General features: G+C 69.3%; 15 protein-coding genes. 8 read left to right on the forward strand and 7 right to left on the reverse strand.

Going from position 1 to position 17213, the window contains the following annotated elements; translation table 11 throughout:
• The first annotated feature begins 105 nt into the window (after positions 1-105).
• From ACQY76_RS12150 to ACQY76_RS12175, 6 genes are all read left to right on the forward strand, one after another.
• Complete coding sequence (locus tag ACQY76_RS12150; protein ID WP_428028996.1) at positions 106-420, forward strand: hypothetical protein; 315 nt, start codon at positions 106-108, stop codon at positions 418-420.
• Positions 421-522: 102 nt separating this feature from the next.
• Positions 523-2691: a VTT domain-containing protein gene (locus ACQY76_RS12155; protein WP_428028997.1), complete on the forward strand. Its 2169-nt coding sequence runs from the start codon at positions 523-525 to the stop codon at positions 2689-2691.
• On the forward strand, positions 2688-3470 hold the full coding sequence (locus ACQY76_RS12160) for an endonuclease/exonuclease/phosphatase family protein (RefSeq protein WP_428028998.1): 783 nt from the start codon (positions 2688-2690) through the stop codon (positions 3468-3470). Before ACQY76_RS12155 ends, ACQY76_RS12160 begins: the two co-directional genes overlap by 4 nt.
• A complete protein-coding gene (locus ACQY76_RS12165; RefSeq protein WP_428028999.1) occupies positions 3467-3943 on the forward strand; it encodes a DUF2934 domain-containing protein in 477 nt (158 codons plus the stop codon). The genes ACQY76_RS12160 and ACQY76_RS12165 overlap by 4 nt, the downstream gene beginning before the upstream one ends.
• Before the next feature lie 155 nt (positions 3944-4098).
• The gene (locus ACQY76_RS12170) at positions 4099-4287 is read left to right on the forward strand and encodes a hypothetical protein (protein WP_428029000.1); all 189 of its coding nucleotides are present in this window, start codon (positions 4099-4101) and stop codon (positions 4285-4287) included.
• 80 nt (positions 4288-4367) lie between these two features.
• Positions 4368-5729: an APC family permease gene (locus ACQY76_RS12175; RefSeq protein ID WP_428029001.1), complete on the forward strand. Its 1362-nt coding sequence runs from the start codon at positions 4368-4370 to the stop codon at positions 5727-5729.
• 27 nt (positions 5730-5756) lie between these two features.
• Here ACQY76_RS12175 and ACQY76_RS12180 read toward each other — a convergent pair whose 3' ends face one another.
• Together ACQY76_RS12180 and ACQY76_RS12185 are read right to left on the reverse strand one after the other, a co-directional pair.
• Positions 5757-6221 carry a DUF1348 family protein gene (locus ACQY76_RS12180; RefSeq protein WP_428029002.1) on the reverse strand — a complete coding sequence of 155 codons (465 nt, stop codon included), beginning with the start codon at positions 6219-6221 and terminating at the stop codon, positions 5757-5759.
• Between the two features lie 41 nt (positions 6222-6262).
• Positions 6263-7075, reverse strand: a complete 813-nt coding sequence (locus ACQY76_RS12185; protein WP_428029003.1) for an alpha/beta hydrolase — start codon at positions 7073-7075, stop codon at positions 6263-6265.
• A gap of 239 nt (positions 7076-7314) precedes the next feature.
• On the opposite strand from ACQY76_RS12185, the gene ACQY76_RS12190 reads away from it, so the two are divergent.
• Positions 7315-8241 (forward strand): glutaminase, encoded by a 927-nt coding sequence (locus ACQY76_RS12190; protein WP_428029004.1) that lies wholly within the window; start codon positions 7315-7317, stop codon positions 8239-8241.
• A gap of 168 nt (positions 8242-8409) precedes the next feature.
• Here the strand turns inward: ACQY76_RS12190 and ACQY76_RS12195 are convergent, their stop codons facing one another.
• Positions 8410-8607 carry a DUF2735 domain-containing protein gene (locus ACQY76_RS12195; RefSeq protein WP_428029005.1) on the reverse strand — a complete coding sequence of 66 codons (198 nt, stop codon included), beginning with the start codon at positions 8605-8607 and terminating at the stop codon, positions 8410-8412.
• A 454-nt stretch (positions 8608-9061) separates the two neighbouring features.
• On the opposite strand from ACQY76_RS12195, the gene ACQY76_RS12200 reads away from it, so the two are divergent.
• Positions 9062-10096 carry a glutamine synthetase beta-grasp domain-containing protein gene (locus tag ACQY76_RS12200; RefSeq protein ID WP_428029006.1) on the forward strand — a complete coding sequence of 345 codons (1035 nt, stop codon included), beginning with the start codon at positions 9062-9064 and terminating at the stop codon, positions 10094-10096.
• A 587-nt stretch (positions 10097-10683) separates the two neighbouring features.
• On the opposite strand, the gene ACQY76_RS12205 is transcribed toward ACQY76_RS12200, so the two are convergent.
• From ACQY76_RS12205 to ACQY76_RS12220, 4 genes are all read right to left on the reverse strand, one after another.
• Positions 10684-12117, reverse strand: coding sequence for a phospholipase D-like domain-containing protein (locus ACQY76_RS12205; RefSeq protein WP_428029007.1), 1434 nt, complete (start codon positions 12115-12117; stop codon positions 10684-10686).
• Positions 12118-12266: 149 nt separating this feature from the next.
• Positions 12267-14696 carry an endopeptidase La gene (gene lon, locus ACQY76_RS12210; RefSeq protein WP_428029008.1) on the reverse strand — a complete coding sequence of 810 codons (2430 nt, stop codon included), beginning with the start codon at positions 14694-14696 and terminating at the stop codon, positions 12267-12269.
• 17 nt (positions 14697-14713) lie between these two features.
• The gene (locus ACQY76_RS12215) at positions 14714-15133 is read right to left on the reverse strand and encodes an Hsp20/alpha crystallin family protein (RefSeq protein ID WP_428029009.1); all 420 of its coding nucleotides are present in this window, start codon (positions 15131-15133) and stop codon (positions 14714-14716) included.
• A gap of 150 nt (positions 15134-15283) precedes the next feature.
• The gene (locus tag ACQY76_RS12220; RefSeq protein WP_428033001.1) at positions 15284-17038 is read right to left on the reverse strand and encodes a heavy metal translocating P-type ATPase; all 1755 of its coding nucleotides are present in this window, start codon (positions 17036-17038) and stop codon (positions 15284-15286) included.
• Positions 17039-17213 lie beyond the last annotated feature (175 nt).

Below are 17213 nucleotides of genomic sequence, written 5' to 3' on the forward strand. Positions count from 1 at the left end.
ACGCCAGGGGTTCCCCATCGTGGCACGCAGGGCTGAACCGATCGACCGGCCACGCGTTGAGCCCACGCCCGGCGCACCCGCCCCGATGCGCGTGAGGAGCGACCCATGCCCGAAACAGACCACCTGCGGAACGAGATCGACGCCGGCAAGACCCGCGACAAGGTGCCGTTCTCCGACCCGGCCGCCGCGCCGCTCGGCACGGATGACGAGGCCGCCGGCACGCCGCCCGGCGCGGAGCGCAGGAGCATCGCAGCGGAGGAGGTCGGCGCCAGCACGGTGGGCGGCGGCACGGATGAGCGCGGCCGGCCCATCGACGACAAGGGCACCACCATTCCCGGCGTCTCCTTCGTCACCGCCGTCATCGGCCTTCTCGTTGCGGTGATCGGCGCCGGCGCGCTGGTCGCGATGTTGATGGTCTGACGCCCGCCCCCTGCGCTGCGGCCCCGGCTTACCTCCGAGGAGGGGGAACCCAGTCGCCCCTGTGCGGTTACCGCTGGGCGATTGTTCCAAGAATGCGAAGCGATGTCCCTGAGCCAAGATCTGATCGAAAGCACGCTGGCCGTGCGTCCCACGCCGGACGACTCCAACCCCCCGCCGCGCCGGACCGGTGGGCCGGTGCTGGCGCCCGGCCGCAATGTGTGGCGGGTGGAGCGCGCCGAGCGGGCGCGGGTGCTGGTGGATGGCTCCAACTATTTCGGCGCGCTGCGGCAGGCGCTTCTGGGCGCGCGCGAGACTGTCCATATCGCCGGCTGGGACCTCGACAGCCGGATGAAGCTGGTCGGCGAGAGCGGCACCGCAGATGACGGGCTGCCCGAGACGCTGGCGGCGTTCCTTTCCGCGCTGGTGGCGCGCAATCCGCGCCTGCGCATCCGGCTGCTGCTGTGGGATTATTCGATGATGTTCGCGCTGGAGCGCGAGCTGGCGCCGGTGTTCTCCTTCCTCTGGTCGACGCCCAAGCAGATCGAGCTCTGCCTCGACGACACGCTGCCGCTGGGCGCCTCGCATCACCAGAAAATCGTCGTCATCGACGATTCGCTCGCCTTTTCCGGCGGCCTCGATCTCACGGGACGGCGCTGGGACACGCCGGCGCACACGCCCAGCGACCCCAAGCGCCTCGACCCGCAGGGCACCACCTACGACCCGTTCCACGATGTGCAGATGGTGGTGGATGGCGATGCCGCCTCGGCCATCGGCGCGCTGTTCCGCGACCGCTGGAAGCGTGCCGCCTCGGAGCGGCTGGCGCCGGCGCGGGCGAACGGCAACCGCTGGCCGGACGCGCTGCCGGTGGATTTCAGCGACATCGAGGTCGGCATCGCCCGCACCCTGCCGGATTATGACGGCCAGCGCGGCACGCGCGAGGTGGAGGCGCTGCTGTTCGACATGATCGACGCCGCCGAGCGCGAGATCTATGTCGAGAACCAGTTCATCACCTGCGAGCGTTTCACCGAGCGCCTCGTCAAGCGCATGCATGAGCGGCCCGAGCTCGAGGCGCTGATGGTGACGCCGAACATCTACCGCTCCTGGATCGAGCAGCAGGTGATGGGCGTTCCGCGCGACCGCCTGCGCGCCCGGCTGGAGCAGGAAGGGCTGGCGGACCGCGCGCGGCTGGTCTTCCCGGAGGTGACCGCGCCGGGCTCCGCCCCGACCGAGGTGTTCGTCCACGCCAAGATACTGATCGTCGACGACCGGCTGCTGCGGGTCGGCTCGGCCAATATCTGCAACCGCTCCATGGGCTTCGACAGCGAGTGCGACCTCGTGGTCGAGGCGCGCGACGCTGGCGAGCGGGCGGCCGTGGCCGCCATCCGCGCTCGCCTGCTCGGCGAGCATGTCGGGCTCGCCCCCGAGGAAGTGGGGGAAAGCGTGGCGCGCGAGGGGCTGCTCGCCGTCTCGCGCAAGGGCGCCAATGGCAAGCGCCTCGCCGACCTGCCCGCCGTGGCGGGAGACCTGGCGCTGCCGCAGATCAGCGCCTTCGCCGATCCGCCGGAACCACTCTATGAGGAGCGCGCCGGCCAGGGCGGCGGGCCGCGCCGCAAATGGCCGATAGCCGCCGCGCTGGCCGGCCTCGCGGTTCTCGCCGCGCTGGTCGTCGCCTGGGCCAATTCTCCCTTCGCCGAGCCGGAACGCATCATCTCCGCGCTCGACACCATGGCCGATCGCCCGTGGGGCGCGGCCGCCGTTGTGGCGATCTATGTCGTCGGCGGGCTGGTGGTGTTCCCGGTCTCGGTGCTGATCATCGCCACCGTCGCGGTCTATGGCGGCTGGACCGGCGCGCTGCTGGCGGGCCTCGGGGCATTGGTCAGCGCCGTGGTGACGTTCTTCATCGGCCGCCATCTCGGCGCCGGCGTGGTGCGCCGCTTCATCGGGCCGCGCATCAACCGCATACGTCGCGGCCTCGCGAACCAGGGCATCCTCACGGTCGCGACCATGCGGATGGTCCCGGCGGCGCCCTTCACCTTCATCAATCTGGTCGCCGGCGCCGCCGGGCTGCGGCTGATGGACTTCGTCATCGGCACCGCCATCGGGCTGATGCCCGGGCTGGTGGTGCTCAGCGCGCTCGGCCACCAGATCGTGGAAGTCATCACCGATCCCTCGCTCGGACGCGTGGTGCTGCTGGTCGGCTTCGTGATCCTGTGGGTGGCGTGCTCGCTCGGCCTGCAATTCCTCGTCTCGCACCTGCGGAGGCGGGCGTGACCGACGCGCCGTCGGCGCGGCTGCGGCTGATGACGTGGAACATTCACGGCGGCGTCGGCCCCGACCGCCGGTTCGACCTCGACCGGATCGCGGCTCTCATCGCCCGCCACCGGCCGGACATTCTCGCCTTGCAGGAGATCGACACCCGCGGGCGCGGGGTGGAGTGCCTGGCGCCGCTGCAGGGGCTGGGCATCGGCCACCTCGCCGAGGCCCGCACCATCGTGGTGCCGGACGGCCATTACGGCCATGTGCTGTTCTCGCGCTGGCCGACGCACGACACGGTGCTGCACGACCTCTCGGTGCGAAAACGCGAGCCGCGCATCGCCATCGACACGCGGATCGACACGCCCATGGGCCCGTTGCGGCTGGTGGCGGTGCATCTCGGCCTCGCGCTGATGGAGCGGCGGCGTCAGGCACGCGCGCTGGCCCGTCTCGCCCGCGACGGCAGCGGCCTGCCGACCGTGATGATGGGCGATTTCAACGACTGGTTCTCGTTCCGGCTAGTGCGCCGCGCGCTGGCGCCGGTGCTGCCGGAGCGCGCCGCCCCGCTCAGCTTTCCCGCCTTCTGGCCCATGCTGCGGCTCGACCGCATCTATTGCAGCCAGCCCGGCATGCTGGCGGACAGCTTCACCGACGCCGAGGCGCGGCATGCCTCGGATCATCTGCCGGTCATCGCCGACATCGTGCTGCCGGCCTCACATCTCCGGCACGCGCGCCCGCCGCAGGAACAGGCGCCCCCGCCGCACGTTGATCTCCTGCAACAGGGAGAGCGTTCATGAGCATGAGCGAGGAAGACATTCGCGCGCGGGCCCACCGGCTCTGGGAAGCCGATGGCCGGCCCGACGGGCATTCGGACCATTACTGGTTCCGCGCCCGGCAGATGCTGGTCGAAGAAGGAGCCGCACAGGGCGCCGGCGATGGTTCCGGCACCTTTCGGTCGGTCAACGCGGCCGAGGTGCCGCCCGAGCAGGCGACCAGCGTGGCAAGCCTGCCGGGCGGCGCCGTGGCATCCGCCAATGGAGGCATCGAGAACGCCGAGGACCCTACGGGCCACCCGACGACGGCCGCAGATCCGGCGCTCGACCCGCATGTGCGGGTGGACGCGCTGCCGGGCGGCAACGAACCGGTCAGCGAGATCGACACCATCCGGCGCACGCTGGAAGTGCCGAAGGGCCGGCGCGGCCGGGGATCGCCTGCGAACGATCAGGCGGGGGCGATGAGCGGCCTGACCGGAAGCCGCCAGCGTTCCTGAGCGGGCGTCTGCCGGAGGCGGTCCTGCCGCTTCTGGTGGAACTCGGCGTCCTGCGGCCCCGGGCTCGCCCCCTCGCGGCACGCACGCCTGGCCTGCGGAACGTTGTACCCCACCGGTTCGTTGAGCCGGGATCGTTTCAGTTGATGGAGACCCAGATGATCATCGCCGACCAGCACAGCAAGGATCCCGCCAAGCCGGGCGACCGCCGCACCGAAAAGAAGAACCGCGCTCCCGTCGAGCAGGGTGATGCCCGCAGCGCCAACCCGCAGCAGGACGACAAGGCCGGCGAGCGCGAGCGCAAGCCGACGGGCCGCGACACGCATTACGAGCCCCCGAAAAGCTGATCGCGTCGCTCCGACCAATTTTCGTCATTGCGATACCCCCGTCCGTGCCGGATGACTGAGCCTCGGCAAGGGGGAACGGCATGGCGAAGGCAGGCGGCGCGGCTCTCAAGGGTTCTCTCGGGCCGGTGGAGGCGGTAGGGCTTTCGCTCTCCGTCATCGCGCCGACCATGGGCATGGCGCTCAACGTCACCCTCGCCGTCGGTGCTGCCGGCGTGGCCGCACCGCTTGGCTTTGCCGTGGGCACAGTGGTGGTGGCGCTTGTCGGCCTTTCCTTCGTGTTCTTCGCCAGCCGGGTCACCACGGCAGGTTCCGGCTACGCGTATATCGGCAGGACCTTCGGCCCGCGCACCGGCTTCATCGCCGGCTGGTGCATGGTGCTGCTCTACATCGCCGCCGGATCGGGCAGCGCGGCGCTGGTGGGAAATTTCTTGAGCGCCGCGCTGGACGACCATGGCCTGCATCTCGGCGGCTGGTGGTTGCCGGTGGCGTGCGCCGCGCTTGTCGGCGGCACATTGCTCGCTTGGCGCGACGTGCGCCTCGCCACGCGGCTCATGCTGGTGCTGGAACTCTCCTCCATCACCGTCATCATTTATCTCGGCATCCGCATCCTGATGGCGGTGAACGCGCAGGGCGGGTTGAGCCTTGCCCCGTTCCACCCCGACCCCACCATCGGCTGGTGGGGCATCGGCTATGCCGTGGTGTTCGCGGTGCTCTCCTTCGCCGGCTTCGAGGCGGCGACCACTCTGGCCGAGGAGACCGGGCAGCCGGGCCGCACCATTCCCATCGCGCTGGTGGGTTCGGTCGTGATGGCGGGGCTGTTCTTCGTCTTCGCGTCCTACATCCAGGTCATCGGCTTCGGGCTCGACAACATGAAGGCGCTGGCCGCCAGCGACGCGCCGCTGAACACGCTGGCGCTCAGATATGGCAACGTCCACATCGCCACCGCGCTCGATCTTGCCGCCTGCGTCTCTGCCGTCTCCTGCGTGCTCGGTACGCTGTCGGCGGGCGCGCGAATGCTGTTCGTGCTGGGCCGGGGCGGGCTTTCGTCCACGCTGGCGCGGGTGCATCCACGCTACGGTACGCCGTCCGTCGCGGTGGGCGTCGTCGGCCTCGCCATGCTGACGGGGCTGCTGGCCTGGGCGCCGTTTATCGGGCCGGCGGATTATTACGACAATGTCGGCACCATCGGCGTGCTGGCGCTGATCGTCGCCTATCTCGGCGTTACGGCGGCTGCGGCGGTGCATGCCGTGCGGGCGGGAAACCGGATGTGGCTGGTGCTGGGTGTGCTCGGCACTCTGGCGATGCTGTGGCCGCTCTACAATTCCGTCTACCCGGTGCCGTCCTTCCCGGACAATCTCTGGCCCTATCTCGTGGCCTTCTGGATCGTGCTCGGCGGCGTGCTGGTGCTGCTGAAGCCGGCCATCGGGCGGCAGGCGGCGTGACCGCCGCTGCCTGGCCCGCCCGTTGAGTCAGAAGCCGAGATCGCTGAGGCCGGGATGGTCGTCCGGCCGACGGCCGAGCGGCCAGTGATAAGCGCGGTCGGCCTCCGCGATCGGGTGCTCGTTGATGCTGGCGAGCCGCCGGCGCATCAGCCCGTCCGCCTCGAACTCCCAGTTCTCATTGCCATAGGCGCGGAACCAGGTGCCGCTGTCGTCGTGATATTCATAGGCGAAGCGCACGGCGATGCGGTTTTCGGTGAAGGCCCACAGCTCCTTGATGAGCCGATAATCCAGCTCGCGCGCCCATTTGCGGGCGAGGAAGGCGGTGATCGCCTCGCGCCCGTTGACGAATTCGGCGCGGTTGCGCCAGGCGCTGTCGGGCGTATAGGCGAGCGCCACCCTGGCCGGGTCGCGGCTGTTCCAGCCATCCTCGGCGAGGCGGACCTTCTCGATGGCGCTGTCGCGCGTGAACGGGGGAAGCGGCGGGCGGGACATGACGGCTCCTGCTTTTCCGGGGACGAGGGAGGCAAGGCGGCCTATTGGCCGGTCTTGCCCAACTCGGCCGCAGCCTTCTCGATGACGGCGGCCACCTCGCGCGGGTGGGATTCATACACCGAGTGGCTGGCACCGGCGATGACGGTGATCGGCGCCCCGGCACGTTCGTAATAGAAGCGCTCGAGGTTCGGGTTGATGATCTGGTCATTGCCCGCGACGATGCCCCAGCTCGGCTTGCTCTGCCAGGCGGCGGCGGTCAGGGGCGCGCTGAACACGCCGGCGGCGGCCAGCACCTGAGAGCGGGCCACGAACTCCGCCCGCTCCTTCGGCAGGTCCGGTGCGAACAGCTTGGGGAAGATGGCGGGGTTCAGATAGGTGTAGCCGTCCGGGGTCTTCTCGATGGCGCCCTCGGTCTTGGCCAGCACGCTCGGCATGGTCTTGCCGAGCGCCGCCTCGTCCTCGCCGACATCGGGCGCATGGGCGGCGACATAGACGAGCCCGGCCACCTTGGGATGCACCCCGGCCTCGGTGATGACCGAGCCGCCATAGGAATGGCCGACCAGCAGGGTGGGGCCGTCCTGCATGTCGAGCACGCGCTTGGTGGCGGCGACGTCGTCGGCGAAGGAGGTTTCCGGCTCTTGAACCATGCTGACATGGAAGCCCTTGGCCACCAGCTCGTCATAGACCGCCTTCCAGCCGGAGGCGTCGACCCAGGCACCGTGCACAAGCACGATGTTGCGCAGCGGGGTGGCGGTCGGCGAGGTCTGCGCCAGGGCGGGCAGGGCGAGCGGCACGACGGCGACACAGAGGGCGCTGGCGAACACCAGGGCGGCGCGGGCATGACGGAACGGCATCGGCTTCACTCCATCGGTGTGTGAAAGGCGGGCGCACGGCCAGGGGCGGCGCGGCTGATGGCGCATTCCTAAACCTGCGTTCCGCGCGGGTTCTTTCGGGAAGGACGGTACATTTCCGGTTGCAACGGTGCGACGACGCCAGCGCCATCGCCTGCGGCAGAGGCGGCGCGGCACTGGCCTTGCACGGCGCGGCTGCGCTAGAGACGAGCCCGCATCCGCCAGCAAGGTGACCGATCCCCGTGCCCGAACTCGAATCCGTCGTCCATGACATCGCCGAAGAAATGCGTGCCCGCCCCGACCGCGGCGAGGTGGCGCGCTACATTCCCGAGCTGGCGCGGGTCGATGCCAATGCGTTCGGCATCGCGGTGGTGGATCGCGACGGCCGGATGGTGGTGGGCGGCGACGCGGATGTGCCTTTCTCCATCCAGAGCATCTCCAAGGTCTTCACCCTGACGCTGGCGCTGGGCAAGATCGGCGACCGGCTGTGGCGGCGGGTGGGGCGCGAGCCTTCCGGCAGCCCGTTCAACTCCATCGTGCAGCTGGAGAACGAGCACGGCATTCCGCGCAACCCCTTCATCAATGCCGGCGCCATCGCGGTGACCGATGTCATCCTCTCCGGCCACCAGCCGCGCGACACGCTCGGCGAGATCCTGCGCTTCCTGCAGTTCCTCGCGGAGGACCCGGCCATCGGCATCGATGAGGCGGTCGCCGTCTCGGAGCAGCGCACCGGCTTCCGCAATCGGGCGCTCGCCAACTACATGAAGTCGTTCGACGTGCTGGAGAACCCGGTCGATTTCACGCTCGGCGTCTATTTCCACCACTGCGCCATCGCCATGAGCTGCCGGCAGCTCGCCATGGCCGGGCAGTTCCTCGCCCATAATGGGCGCAACCCCTCGACGGGCCATAATGTGGTGTCGCCGGAGCGGGCGCGGCGCATCAATGCCATCATGCTGACCTGCGGCCATTATGATGGCTCGGGCGAGTTCGCCTATCGCGTCGGCCTGCCGGGAAAGAGCGGGGTAGGGGGAGGAATTCTGGCCGTGGCGCCGGGCAAGGCCTCGATCGCCGTGTGGTCGCCGGGGCTGGACGCCAGCGGCAATTCGCATCTCGGCCGTATCGCGCTGGAGCGGCTGACGCACCGGCTGGGGTGGTCGATCTTCGGCTGAGCGCGTGCGGCCCGGTTCAGCGAGAGTTCAGACGGGAAGCTTGGCTCAGACAGAACAAGAGGGCCGGACGAGGTGTCGCGGCCCTCTTGCAAACGTTGTGACGAAAGGCGTGGTGTGAAGGCGTAAGGCGTTGAGCGTCACTCGTGGCAAGACACACACGGAGGCGGCTCAGTTGCTGCGCCCGCTGTCTTCCTTGATGGCCTCTTCGTGATACCAGCTCCCGATCATGACGCGGGGCGATACGTTGAGGGCCTCGGAAGCCAGCGGCTCTTGACGACGGGACGCCAGACCGGCGCGGCCCCCGATGGGGAACGGGACGATCTGCGCGCTCTCGCGCGGGGTTTGGGCATTGATATGCGCATTCATGGCACGTTTCTCCTTTCCGGCTGCGCGTTCCTGCGCCAGCCCTTGGTTTACATATAACATCTTTTGCATGGCGTTTGCGCAAGATGCACATTTTGCAATCACAATGAGCATAGAATATGTGCAGCGCCGCACAGCCCCGCAAGGCCTTCAGATGTAACGGCGATGGCCCCCCAAGGGTTGCATCGCGTGTTGCGGCGCGGCAGAGGCGCGCGCCCCGCCCGGTGGCCCCAAGTCCCGCAGGATGAACACGAATCGTGGGCTTAGGAGCTCGCAGGACGGGCGCGGAAGCCGCGCGCCGGACGGGCCGGCCGCGCGATTTCCACCCGCGCTGGGCATATGTGGCACGATGCGTGCATAAAAGTGTACAGCCGTTGGCGGTCGACCTTCCCTCGCACGGCCGGCACAACGACCGGGGCTTTTTTGGCACCTGGTCTTAAGTGATGAGAGACACGCAATGACGAAGTACAAGCTCGAGTACATTTGGCTCGACGGCTACAAGCCGACTCCGAGCCTGCGCGGCAAGACGCAGATCAAGGAATTCGACCACTTCCCCTCGCTCGAAGAGCTCCCCCTGTGGGGCTTCGACGGTTCGTCCACGGAGCAGGCCGAGGGCCGCAGCTCCGATTGCGTGCTGAAGCCCGTCGCGCTGTATCCCGACCCGGCCCGCAAGAACGGCGTGCTTGTCATGTGCGAAGTGATGATGCCGGATGGCGTCACCCCGCACGTGACCAATGCCCGCGCCACCATCCTCGATGATGAAGGCGCCTGGTTCGGTTTCGAGCAGGAATACTTCTTCTACAAGGACGGCCGTCCGCTCGGCTTCCCCGAGCACGGCTATCCCGCGCCGCAGGGCCCCTATTACACCGGTGTCGGCTACAAGAATGTCGGCGACGTCGCCCGCGAGATCGTCGAGGAGCACCTTGAGCTCTGCCTCGAAGCCGGCATCAACCACGAAGGCATCAACGCGGAAGTCGCCAAGGGCCAGTGGGAATTCCAGATTTTCGGCAAGGGCTCCAAGCGCGCCGCCGACGAAGTGTGGATGGCCCGCTACCTGCTGCTCCGCCTGACCGAAAAATACGGCGTGGACATCGAGTTCCACTGCAAGCCGCTCGGTGACACCGACTGGAACGGCTCGGGCATGCACTGCAACTTCTCCACCAAGTACCTGCGCGAAGTCGGCGGAAAGGAATATTTCGAGGCGCTGATGGCCGCCTTCGAGAAAAACCTCGACGACCACATCGCCGTCTATGGCCCGGACAACCACCTGCGTCTGACCGGCAAGCACGAAACCGCTCCGTGGAACAAGTTCTCCTACGGCGTGGCGGACCGCGGCGCTTCCATCCGCGTCCCGCACTCCTTCGTGCGCAACGACTACAAGGGTTATCTCGAGGACCGTCGACCGAACTCCCAGGGGGACCCCTACAAGATCGCTTCCCAGGTCCTGAAGACGATCTCGGAAGTCGAAACCAAGGCCGTTGCCGCTGCGTGAGCCATTGAGCGGCGGATCCTCTCCGCCGCCGTGACCTCCTGAGACGGACCGTTCCGTCTCCCTCAAGCCAGCCCCGCTGCCGGGGCTGGCTTTATTTTTTCGCAGGCGGCGGCCTTCACCCGGCTATCATCCCCGAGGCCTCTTTCCGGCCCGCGCCCGCCGCTGGAACGTCATGGCCGGGCTCGGTCCGGCCACCCACGCCTTCTCGCAGGCGTCGAGGAACGTCGTAACAGTGCCGCCGAAGTCGTGGATCCCCGGGTCAAGCCCGGGGATGACGGCGCACTGGGGGAACGCAAGTTCATCGAGCGATTGCGCGCGTCCCATCCGGGGATGGCGGGTGCGCGGTGAATGTCTCACGCGGGCTCACCGAGCGATTTGGCTCTCCCCCGCGCCTCCGCACGGCGCCGCCCGCCGCTGGAACGTCATGGCCATGCTTGGCCCGGCCATCCACGCCTTCGCCCGCGCACCGACATAGGCCGCTACGCTGCGGCCCAAGACGCGGATCCCCGGGACGAGCCGGGGATGACGGCGCACCTCACGGACGTGCCAGATGGCTTCGCCGGGGGCGAACCCTTGGTGTTCCGCCTTCACAGATACGGCGAGGCCAGCCAGATGGCGCGGTTACGCAGTTTCTTGAGGAACGGCCGCGCCGCGAGGCTCTCCAGCGTCTCGGCGCTGGCCGCCTGCACCATGGCGCCGATGCGCGCTTCGATCTCGCCGGCAATGGCGGGGTCGTAGAGTTCGAGGTCGAGCTCGAAATTCAGCCGCAGGCTGCGCGGGTCGAGGTTGGACGAGCCGACATAGGCCCAGCACCCGTCCACCGTCATCAGCTTGGAATGGTCGAACATGCCGGACGCCCGCCACACCCGGCATTCGCCGGCGAGCACCTGGTCGAGCTGGGCGGTCATGGCGTAATCGACCAGCTTGAGGTTGTTGGCCGAGGGAATGACGACATCCACCTCGACGCCGCGCCGGCCGGCCACCGCCAGCGCGCCGATGAGTTGCTGGTCGGGCAGGAAATAGGGTGAGCACAGGCTTATCCGGCTTTGCGCCATGGTCAGCGCGCCCATGATCATGGAGTGGGCGCAGGCGAGGTTGCGGTCTGGGCCAGAAGGCACCACCCGCACCGCCACCGGCCCGCGCGGCGTGGATTGGTCGCCCTCGGCCCAGGCCGGTCCCTCGAGATGTTCGTCGGTGGAGAAGGCCCAGTCCTGCGTGAACACGGTGAGCAACTGCTCCACCGCCGGTCCCTCGATGCGGAAATGCGTGTCGCGCGCCGGGTCACCGCCGGCATGGGCACGGGTGAACTGGGCGCGGATGTTCATGCCGCCGGTGAAGCCCAGCGTGCCGTCAACGATCAGGATCTTCCGGTGGCTGCGCAGATTGGCATAAGGCAGGCGCAGGCCGATGAGGTTGCCCATGAACAGGTCGGTGACAACGCCCCCGGCCTTCAGCCGCCCGACGATGGAGGGACGCGAATAGCGCGCGCCGATGGCGTCGATCAGCACCCGCACCGCCACGCCGCGCTGGTGCGCCGCGATCAGCGCGTCGGCGAATTCGACGCCGACGGGGTCATTGTCGAAGATGTAGGAGGAGAGCGCGACATGCCGCTGCGCCGAACGGATGGCGGCGAGCATGGCGGGATAAGCCTCGTCGCCGCTGTCGAGCATCTGCACCGCATTGCCGCTGGTCAGCGGGAAGGCGGCGACGCGGTCGCCGAGCCGCTTCATCGCCGAGAGGCTGGGCGAGAGCGCGATGGCGATAGGCGGGCGCTCATGCCGGCGCTGACGGTCCTGGCTGGCGCGGCGGCGTCCGGCCGCGCTCTGGCGGATGCGGTTGATGCCGGCGACAAGGTAGAGGAACGCGCCGATCAGCGGGGAGAGCATGATGACGCCAACCCAGCCGATGGCGGCGCGCACGTCGTCCTTGGTCATCGCCGCATGGACGGCGGCGACAAGGCCCACCGTCCCCGTCGTGACCAGCACGACGTGCGGCCAGTAATGCGACCAGAAGCTGTCCATGGCGACGTCCGTTGGCTCCGCTCAGGCTTTCGCGCACCTGATCGAACAGGCTCTAGCCGGATTCCCGGCCAGCGTCATCGGCTACCGCCACGTCAGAAGAAAGGCCGCCCCGGCGAAGCCCGGGACGGCCCTTGTCGTTTCGGGCAGTTTCAGCTTGCCGCCTTGAGCGCCGGCGGCTCGCCCGTCTCGACGGGCTCCAGCGCGTTGGCGATGGCGTCGTCCACCCGCTCCAGCCAGACGAATTCCAGCCGGTCCCGCGCGTCCTGGGGAATGTCCTCATAGTCGCGCCGGTTGCGGGCCGGCAGCATCACGCGGGTGAGCCCCGCCCGCGCCGCCGCCACCACCTTCTCCTTGATGCCGCCGACCGGCAGCACCAGCCCGCGCAGCGAGATCTCGCCGGTCATCGCCGTGTCCTTGCGCACCGTGCGGCCGGTGAGCAGAGAGACGAGGGCGGTGAACATGGCAACGCCGGCGCTCGGCCCGTCCTTCGGCGTCGCCCCCGCCGGCACGTGCACATGCACGTCGCTGGTGGAAAACAGCGCCGGGTCGATGCCGAGTTCGACGGCGCGGCTCTTCACCAGGCTCCACGCCGCCTGCGCGCTCTCCTTCATCACCTCGCCGAGTTGGCCGGTGAGGATGAGCCCGCCGCGACCGGGAATGCGCGTCGCCTCGATGAACAGAATGTCGCCGCCCACCGGCGTCCAGGCAAGGCCGGTGGCCACGCCCGGCACGCTGACGCGCAGCGCCACCTCGTCCTCGAAGATCGGCGGGCCGAGGAGTTCCGGCAGCGTGCCGACGCCGATGCGCGCCGTCGCCACCGTGCCCTCGGCAATGTCGACCGCGACATGGCGGACCGCCCGCCCGATCTCCCGCTCCAGATTGCGCACGCCGGCTTCCCGCGTATAGGCGCGGATGATGGCGGCGAGCGCCTCGTCCTCCACCTCCACCTGCGCGGGGGTCACGCCGTTGGCTTCCAATTGGCGGCGGACGAGGTAGCGGCGGGCGATCTGCAGCTTCTCCTGATCGGTGTAGCCGGTCAGCGAGATGATCTCCATGCGGTCGCGCAGCGGGCCGGGGATGGTGTCGAGCATGTTGGCGGTGGCGATGAACACCACGCGCGACAGGTCGAACGGCACGCCGAGATAATTGTCGCGGAAAGTTCCGTTCTGCTCGGGGTCAAGCACCTCCAGCATCGCCGCCGACGGGTCGCCCTGGATGCCGGAGCCCATCTTGTCGATCTCGTCCAGCATCATCACGCAGTCGCGGGTGCCCGCCTTGCGAATGCCCTGGATGATGTTGCCCGGCAGCGCGCCGACATAGGTGCGCCGGTGGCCACGAATCTCCGCCTCGTCATGCACGCCGCCGAGCGAGACGCGGATGAATTTGCGGCCCATGGCGCGGGCGATGGACTGGCCGAGCGAGGTCTTGCCGACGCCGGGAGGGCCGGCGAAGCACAGTATGGGCGCCTTGCCATTCGGCGCCAGCTTGCGCACGGCGAGATATTCGACGATGCGGCGCTTGATCTTGTCGAGGCCGAAATGGTCCTCGTCCAACACCTTGCGGGCCTCGGCGATGTCGATCGGCGCGGTTTCCGGCAGCTTCCACGGCAGGGCGATCAGCCAGTCGAGATAGGTACGGATCATGCCGTATTCGGCGCTGGCGTCCTGCATGCGGCGCAGCCGGCCCAGCTCCTTGCGGGCCATCTGCTCCACATCCTCCGGCATGCCGGCCTCGATGATGGCTGCCTCCAGGTCGGCGATCTCCTGACTGTTGCCGCCATCCTCGCCGAGCTGCTTCTGGATCGCCGCCATCTGCTCGCGCAGCAGCACCTCGCGCTGGCGCTCGTCCAGCGAGGCGCGGGTCTGCTTGCCGATTTCCTGCGACAGCCGCAGCACCTCGATGCGGTGGGCGAGCAGGCGCGAGATCTTGGTCATGCGGGCGGCGATGTCGACCGTCTCCAGCAGTTCCTGCTTCTCGTCGGGCGAGATGTCGGCATAGGCGGCGACGAGATCGGCGAGGCCGGCGGGCGAATTGGCGCCGCGCACGGCAGCGACCAGCTCGGCCGGCACCTGCGGCAGCAGTTCCATCACCTCATTGGCCTGCGTCTGCAGATGGACGAAGCGGGCCTCGACCTCGGAGGTGCGCGCCTCGCTCTCCTCGATCCGCGTGATGCGGGCGGTGAGGAAGGGCTTCTCGCGCACGAACTCCTCGACGTGGAAGCGCTGCTCGCCCTGGCAGACCAAATGATGGGTGCCATCGGGCGCGGTGACGTAGCGCAAGACGTTGGCGATCACGCCCATGCGGTGCAGGTCGGTGGGGCCGGGCTCCTCCACGGCGGGGTCGCGCTGCATGAGGATGCCGACCGGGCGCCCCTCACGCACCGCCTGCTGGGCAGCGGCGATGGAGGCCGGGCGGCCGACGGCCACCGGCATCACCACGCCGGGGAACAGCACGAAATTGCGCACCGGCAGAAGGATCATCTGGTCCTCAGGCACGGTGCCGTTGAAGCCATTGCCGGCGCTGCCGCCGGCATCGGCCATGCGGAGCGGGGCGTATCTGTCGAAATCGGGGTGTGTCATCGGTTGGGTCCCCCTGCTCAAACCTTGCGCAGCACAATGGCGAGGCAGCCATTGACCACGCGCGGGTGGGTTACGTCGTAGCGGCCGGGTGGCAGCGCCAGCTGGCGCTCGAACCGGCCCTGCGGCAGTTCCATGCGGTGAATGGTGGCGCGGCGCAGCTCCGGCGGCAGCACGCGCTCGCCGGCGATGGTCAGCACGCCGTTCTGGATCGATACGGTCATGCGGTCCGGGTCGACGCCGGGCAGGGCGGCCAGCACCAGCAATTCGTGGTCGGTCTCCAGCATGTCGACCGGCGGCTCCCAGCACGGGGCGCTGTGGCGCACCGGCGCCTCGGCACGGGCGACCGGCTGGAACATCTGACGGTGCATCCGCTCGGCGCGGTTGAGCATGTCGACCGCGTCCGACCACATCCACAGGCGGGGGTCGTTCTTCTTCATGGGCTTCTCCTGGGCAGGCCGTTTTCCCTGAGGAGTGGTGGCCCACGAGGGCTCATATAGTGATGCTCTACGGCAACACCAGTGGTTTGGGGCCGCCCGTCCCGCGTGCCCCGCCGGCGCCGGGCGGACTGGCAAAAGCGGGGCGATCCGCTACTGGCGCGGGCCGGCGCGCAGCGCCCGCAGCGCGTTCAGGATCACCGCCACGTCGATGAGTTCCTGCAACAGAGCTCCCTGTACCGGGGCGAGCAGCCCGAAGGCGGCAGCGACCATGCCGAGCGTCGACAGCCCGATACCGGCCGCGACGCTCTGCAGCGCGATGGCGCGGGTGCGGCGGGCGATGTGCATGGCGTCGATCAGCCGGTCCAGCCGATCGACCAGGATGACCACGCCCGCCGCCTCCGAAGACGCCACCGAGCCGCGTCCCCCCATGGCGACGCCGATATCGGCGGCGGCCAGCGCGGGAGCGTCGTTCACCCCGTCGCCGATCATCATCACCGGCCCGTTGGCGCGCTCGGCCGCCACGGCGCGGGCCTTGTCGGCGGGGGTCATGTCGCTCAGCACGGCGTCGAAGCCGAGGCCGGCGGCGATGTCCCGCGCCCGTCCGGCCTCGTCGCCGGTGGCGAGCACCAGCCGGGCAACGCCTATCTCGCGCAGGGCGCCGAGCACCGCCCGCGCTTCCTCGCGCACCGCGTCTGCCAGCAATAGCGCGCCAGCCGGCCGTCCGTCGACGCCAACCGCGACGATCACGGTGCCGGGCCGGCCGGCCCAGCCATCACGGTCGCTTTCCCCTTCGCCATCGCGACACTGCGCCCTGACGAAGTCCCTGCCTCCCACGGCCACCTCGTGGCCCTCGATCCGGCCGGTCAGGCCGGAACCCGGCGCCTCGACGATGGCGGTCGGCATGGACAAAGCGAGGCCGCGCGCCCCCGCCGCCGCCACCAGCGCCTCGGCGACGACATGGGCCGAGGCCTGGTCGAGCGATGCGGCGAGCCGCAGCACCTCGTCGGCGGTGAAGCCCTCGCGCGGCCGGATTTCGATGAGGCGCGGCCGGCCGCCGGTGAGCGTGCCGGTCTTGTCGATGAGCACCGTGCGGATACCCGCCAGAGCTTCCAGCGCGCCGCCATCCTTCACCAGCACGCCGCGACCGGCGCAGCGCGACATGCCGGCGATGATCGCCACCGGCACGGCGAGGATGAGCGGGCAGGGGGTGGCGATGACCAGCACCGCGAGCAGCCGCACCGGGTCGCCGCTCCACGCCCAGGCGGCCCCGGCAAGGGCCAGCGTCACCACCAGAAAGCCGAGCGCGTAGCGGTCCGCGAGCCGGGCCATGGGCGCCCGCGATTGCTGGGCGGCCTCGACCAGCCGGACGATGCCGGCATAGGTGCTCTGCGCCGCCGCACGGGTGGCGACCAGGTCGAAGGCATCGCCGGCATTGGTGGAACCGCTCATCAGGGTCGCGCCGCGCGTATGACGCACCGGCAGCGGCTCGCCGGTCAGCGCCGACTGGTCGAGCGAGGCGGTCGGCGCTTCGAGCGTGCCATCGACCGGCACGACCTCGCCGCGCCGGACCAGCAGCCGGTCACCCGGCATCAGCGCCGCCAGCGGCACCTCGGCGAGGCGCCCATGCTCATAGCGCGCGGCGGTGCGCGGCAACCGCGCCAGCAGCGCCGTCATTTCGCGCGCGGCCCGGCGCTGGGCGAACGCCTCCAGCGCCTCGCCGCCGGTGAACATGAGTGCGACGATGGCCCCGGCGAGGTTCTCGCCGAACAGCAGGGCGGTGCCCATGGCGAGGGCGGCGATCAGGTCCAGCCCGAACGCCCCGCGCCGCAGGCTGGCAAGAATATGGACCACCAGCACCGCCAGCACGACCGCCGTAGCGCCGGCCCAGATGCGCTCGGCCAGCATGTGGGCGCCGGCGATCCAGGCCAGCGCGCTGACGGCAAGGGCGGCGAGCAGCGCCGGCAACCTCAGCCGGTCGACCCACCGGCCCGCGCGATTCGCGGGGTCGGGCGATGCCGGGGCGGCCGGCGGTGGAACAGAGGAAGGACGGGTCATGGGCCGCACCGCCTTTGTGCCGGGG

It is taken from the genome of Ancylobacter sp., assembly GCF_965279025.1.
Classification (GTDB): Bacteria; Pseudomonadota; Alphaproteobacteria; order Rhizobiales; family Xanthobacteraceae; genus Ancylobacter.

Excerpts from the sequence above, each read along its gene's own strand:
- ACQY76_RS12150 (WP_428028996.1), top strand. The coding sequence starts at position 106 with ATGCCCGAAACAGACCACCTGCGGAACGAGATCGACGCCGGCAAGACC.
- ACQY76_RS12155 (WP_428028997.1), top strand. The coding sequence starts at position 523 with ATGTCCCTGAGCCAAGATCTGATCGAAAGCACGCTGGCCGTGCGTCCC.
- ACQY76_RS12165 (WP_428028999.1), top strand. The coding sequence starts at position 3,467 with ATGAGCATGAGCGAGGAAGACATTCGCGCGCGGGCCCACCGGCTCTGG.
- ACQY76_RS12170 (WP_428029000.1), top strand. The coding sequence starts at position 4,099 with ATGATCATCGCCGACCAGCACAGCAAGGATCCCGCCAAGCCGGGCGAC.
- ACQY76_RS12175 (WP_428029001.1), top strand. The coding sequence starts at position 4,368 with ATGGCGAAGGCAGGCGGCGCGGCTCTCAAGGGTTCTCTCGGGCCGGTG.
- ACQY76_RS12180 (WP_428029002.1), bottom strand. The coding sequence starts at position 6,221 with ATGTCCCGCCCGCCGCTTCCCCCGTTCACGCGCGACAGCGCCATCGAG.
- ACQY76_RS12185 (WP_428029003.1), bottom strand. The coding sequence starts at position 7,075 with ATGCCGTTCCGTCATGCCCGCGCCGCCCTGGTGTTCGCCAGCGCCCTC.
- ACQY76_RS12195 (WP_428029005.1), bottom strand. The coding sequence starts at position 8,607 with ATGAATGCGCATATCAATGCCCAAACCCCGCGCGAGAGCGCGCAGATC.
- ACQY76_RS12200 (WP_428029006.1), top strand. The coding sequence starts at position 9,062 with ATGACGAAGTACAAGCTCGAGTACATTTGGCTCGACGGCTACAAGCCG.
- ACQY76_RS12205 (WP_428029007.1), bottom strand. The coding sequence starts at position 12,117 with ATGGACAGCTTCTGGTCGCATTACTGGCCGCACGTCGTGCTGGTCACG.
- lon (WP_428029008.1), bottom strand. The coding sequence starts at position 14,696 with ATGACACACCCCGATTTCGACAGATACGCCCCGCTCCGCATGGCCGAT.
- ACQY76_RS12215 (WP_428029009.1), bottom strand. The coding sequence starts at position 15,133 with ATGAAGAAGAACGACCCCCGCCTGTGGATGTGGTCGGACGCGGTCGAC.
- ACQY76_RS12220 (WP_428033001.1), bottom strand. The coding sequence starts at position 17,038 with ATGCTGGCCGAGCGCATCTGGGCCGGCGCTACGGCGGTCGTGCTGGCG.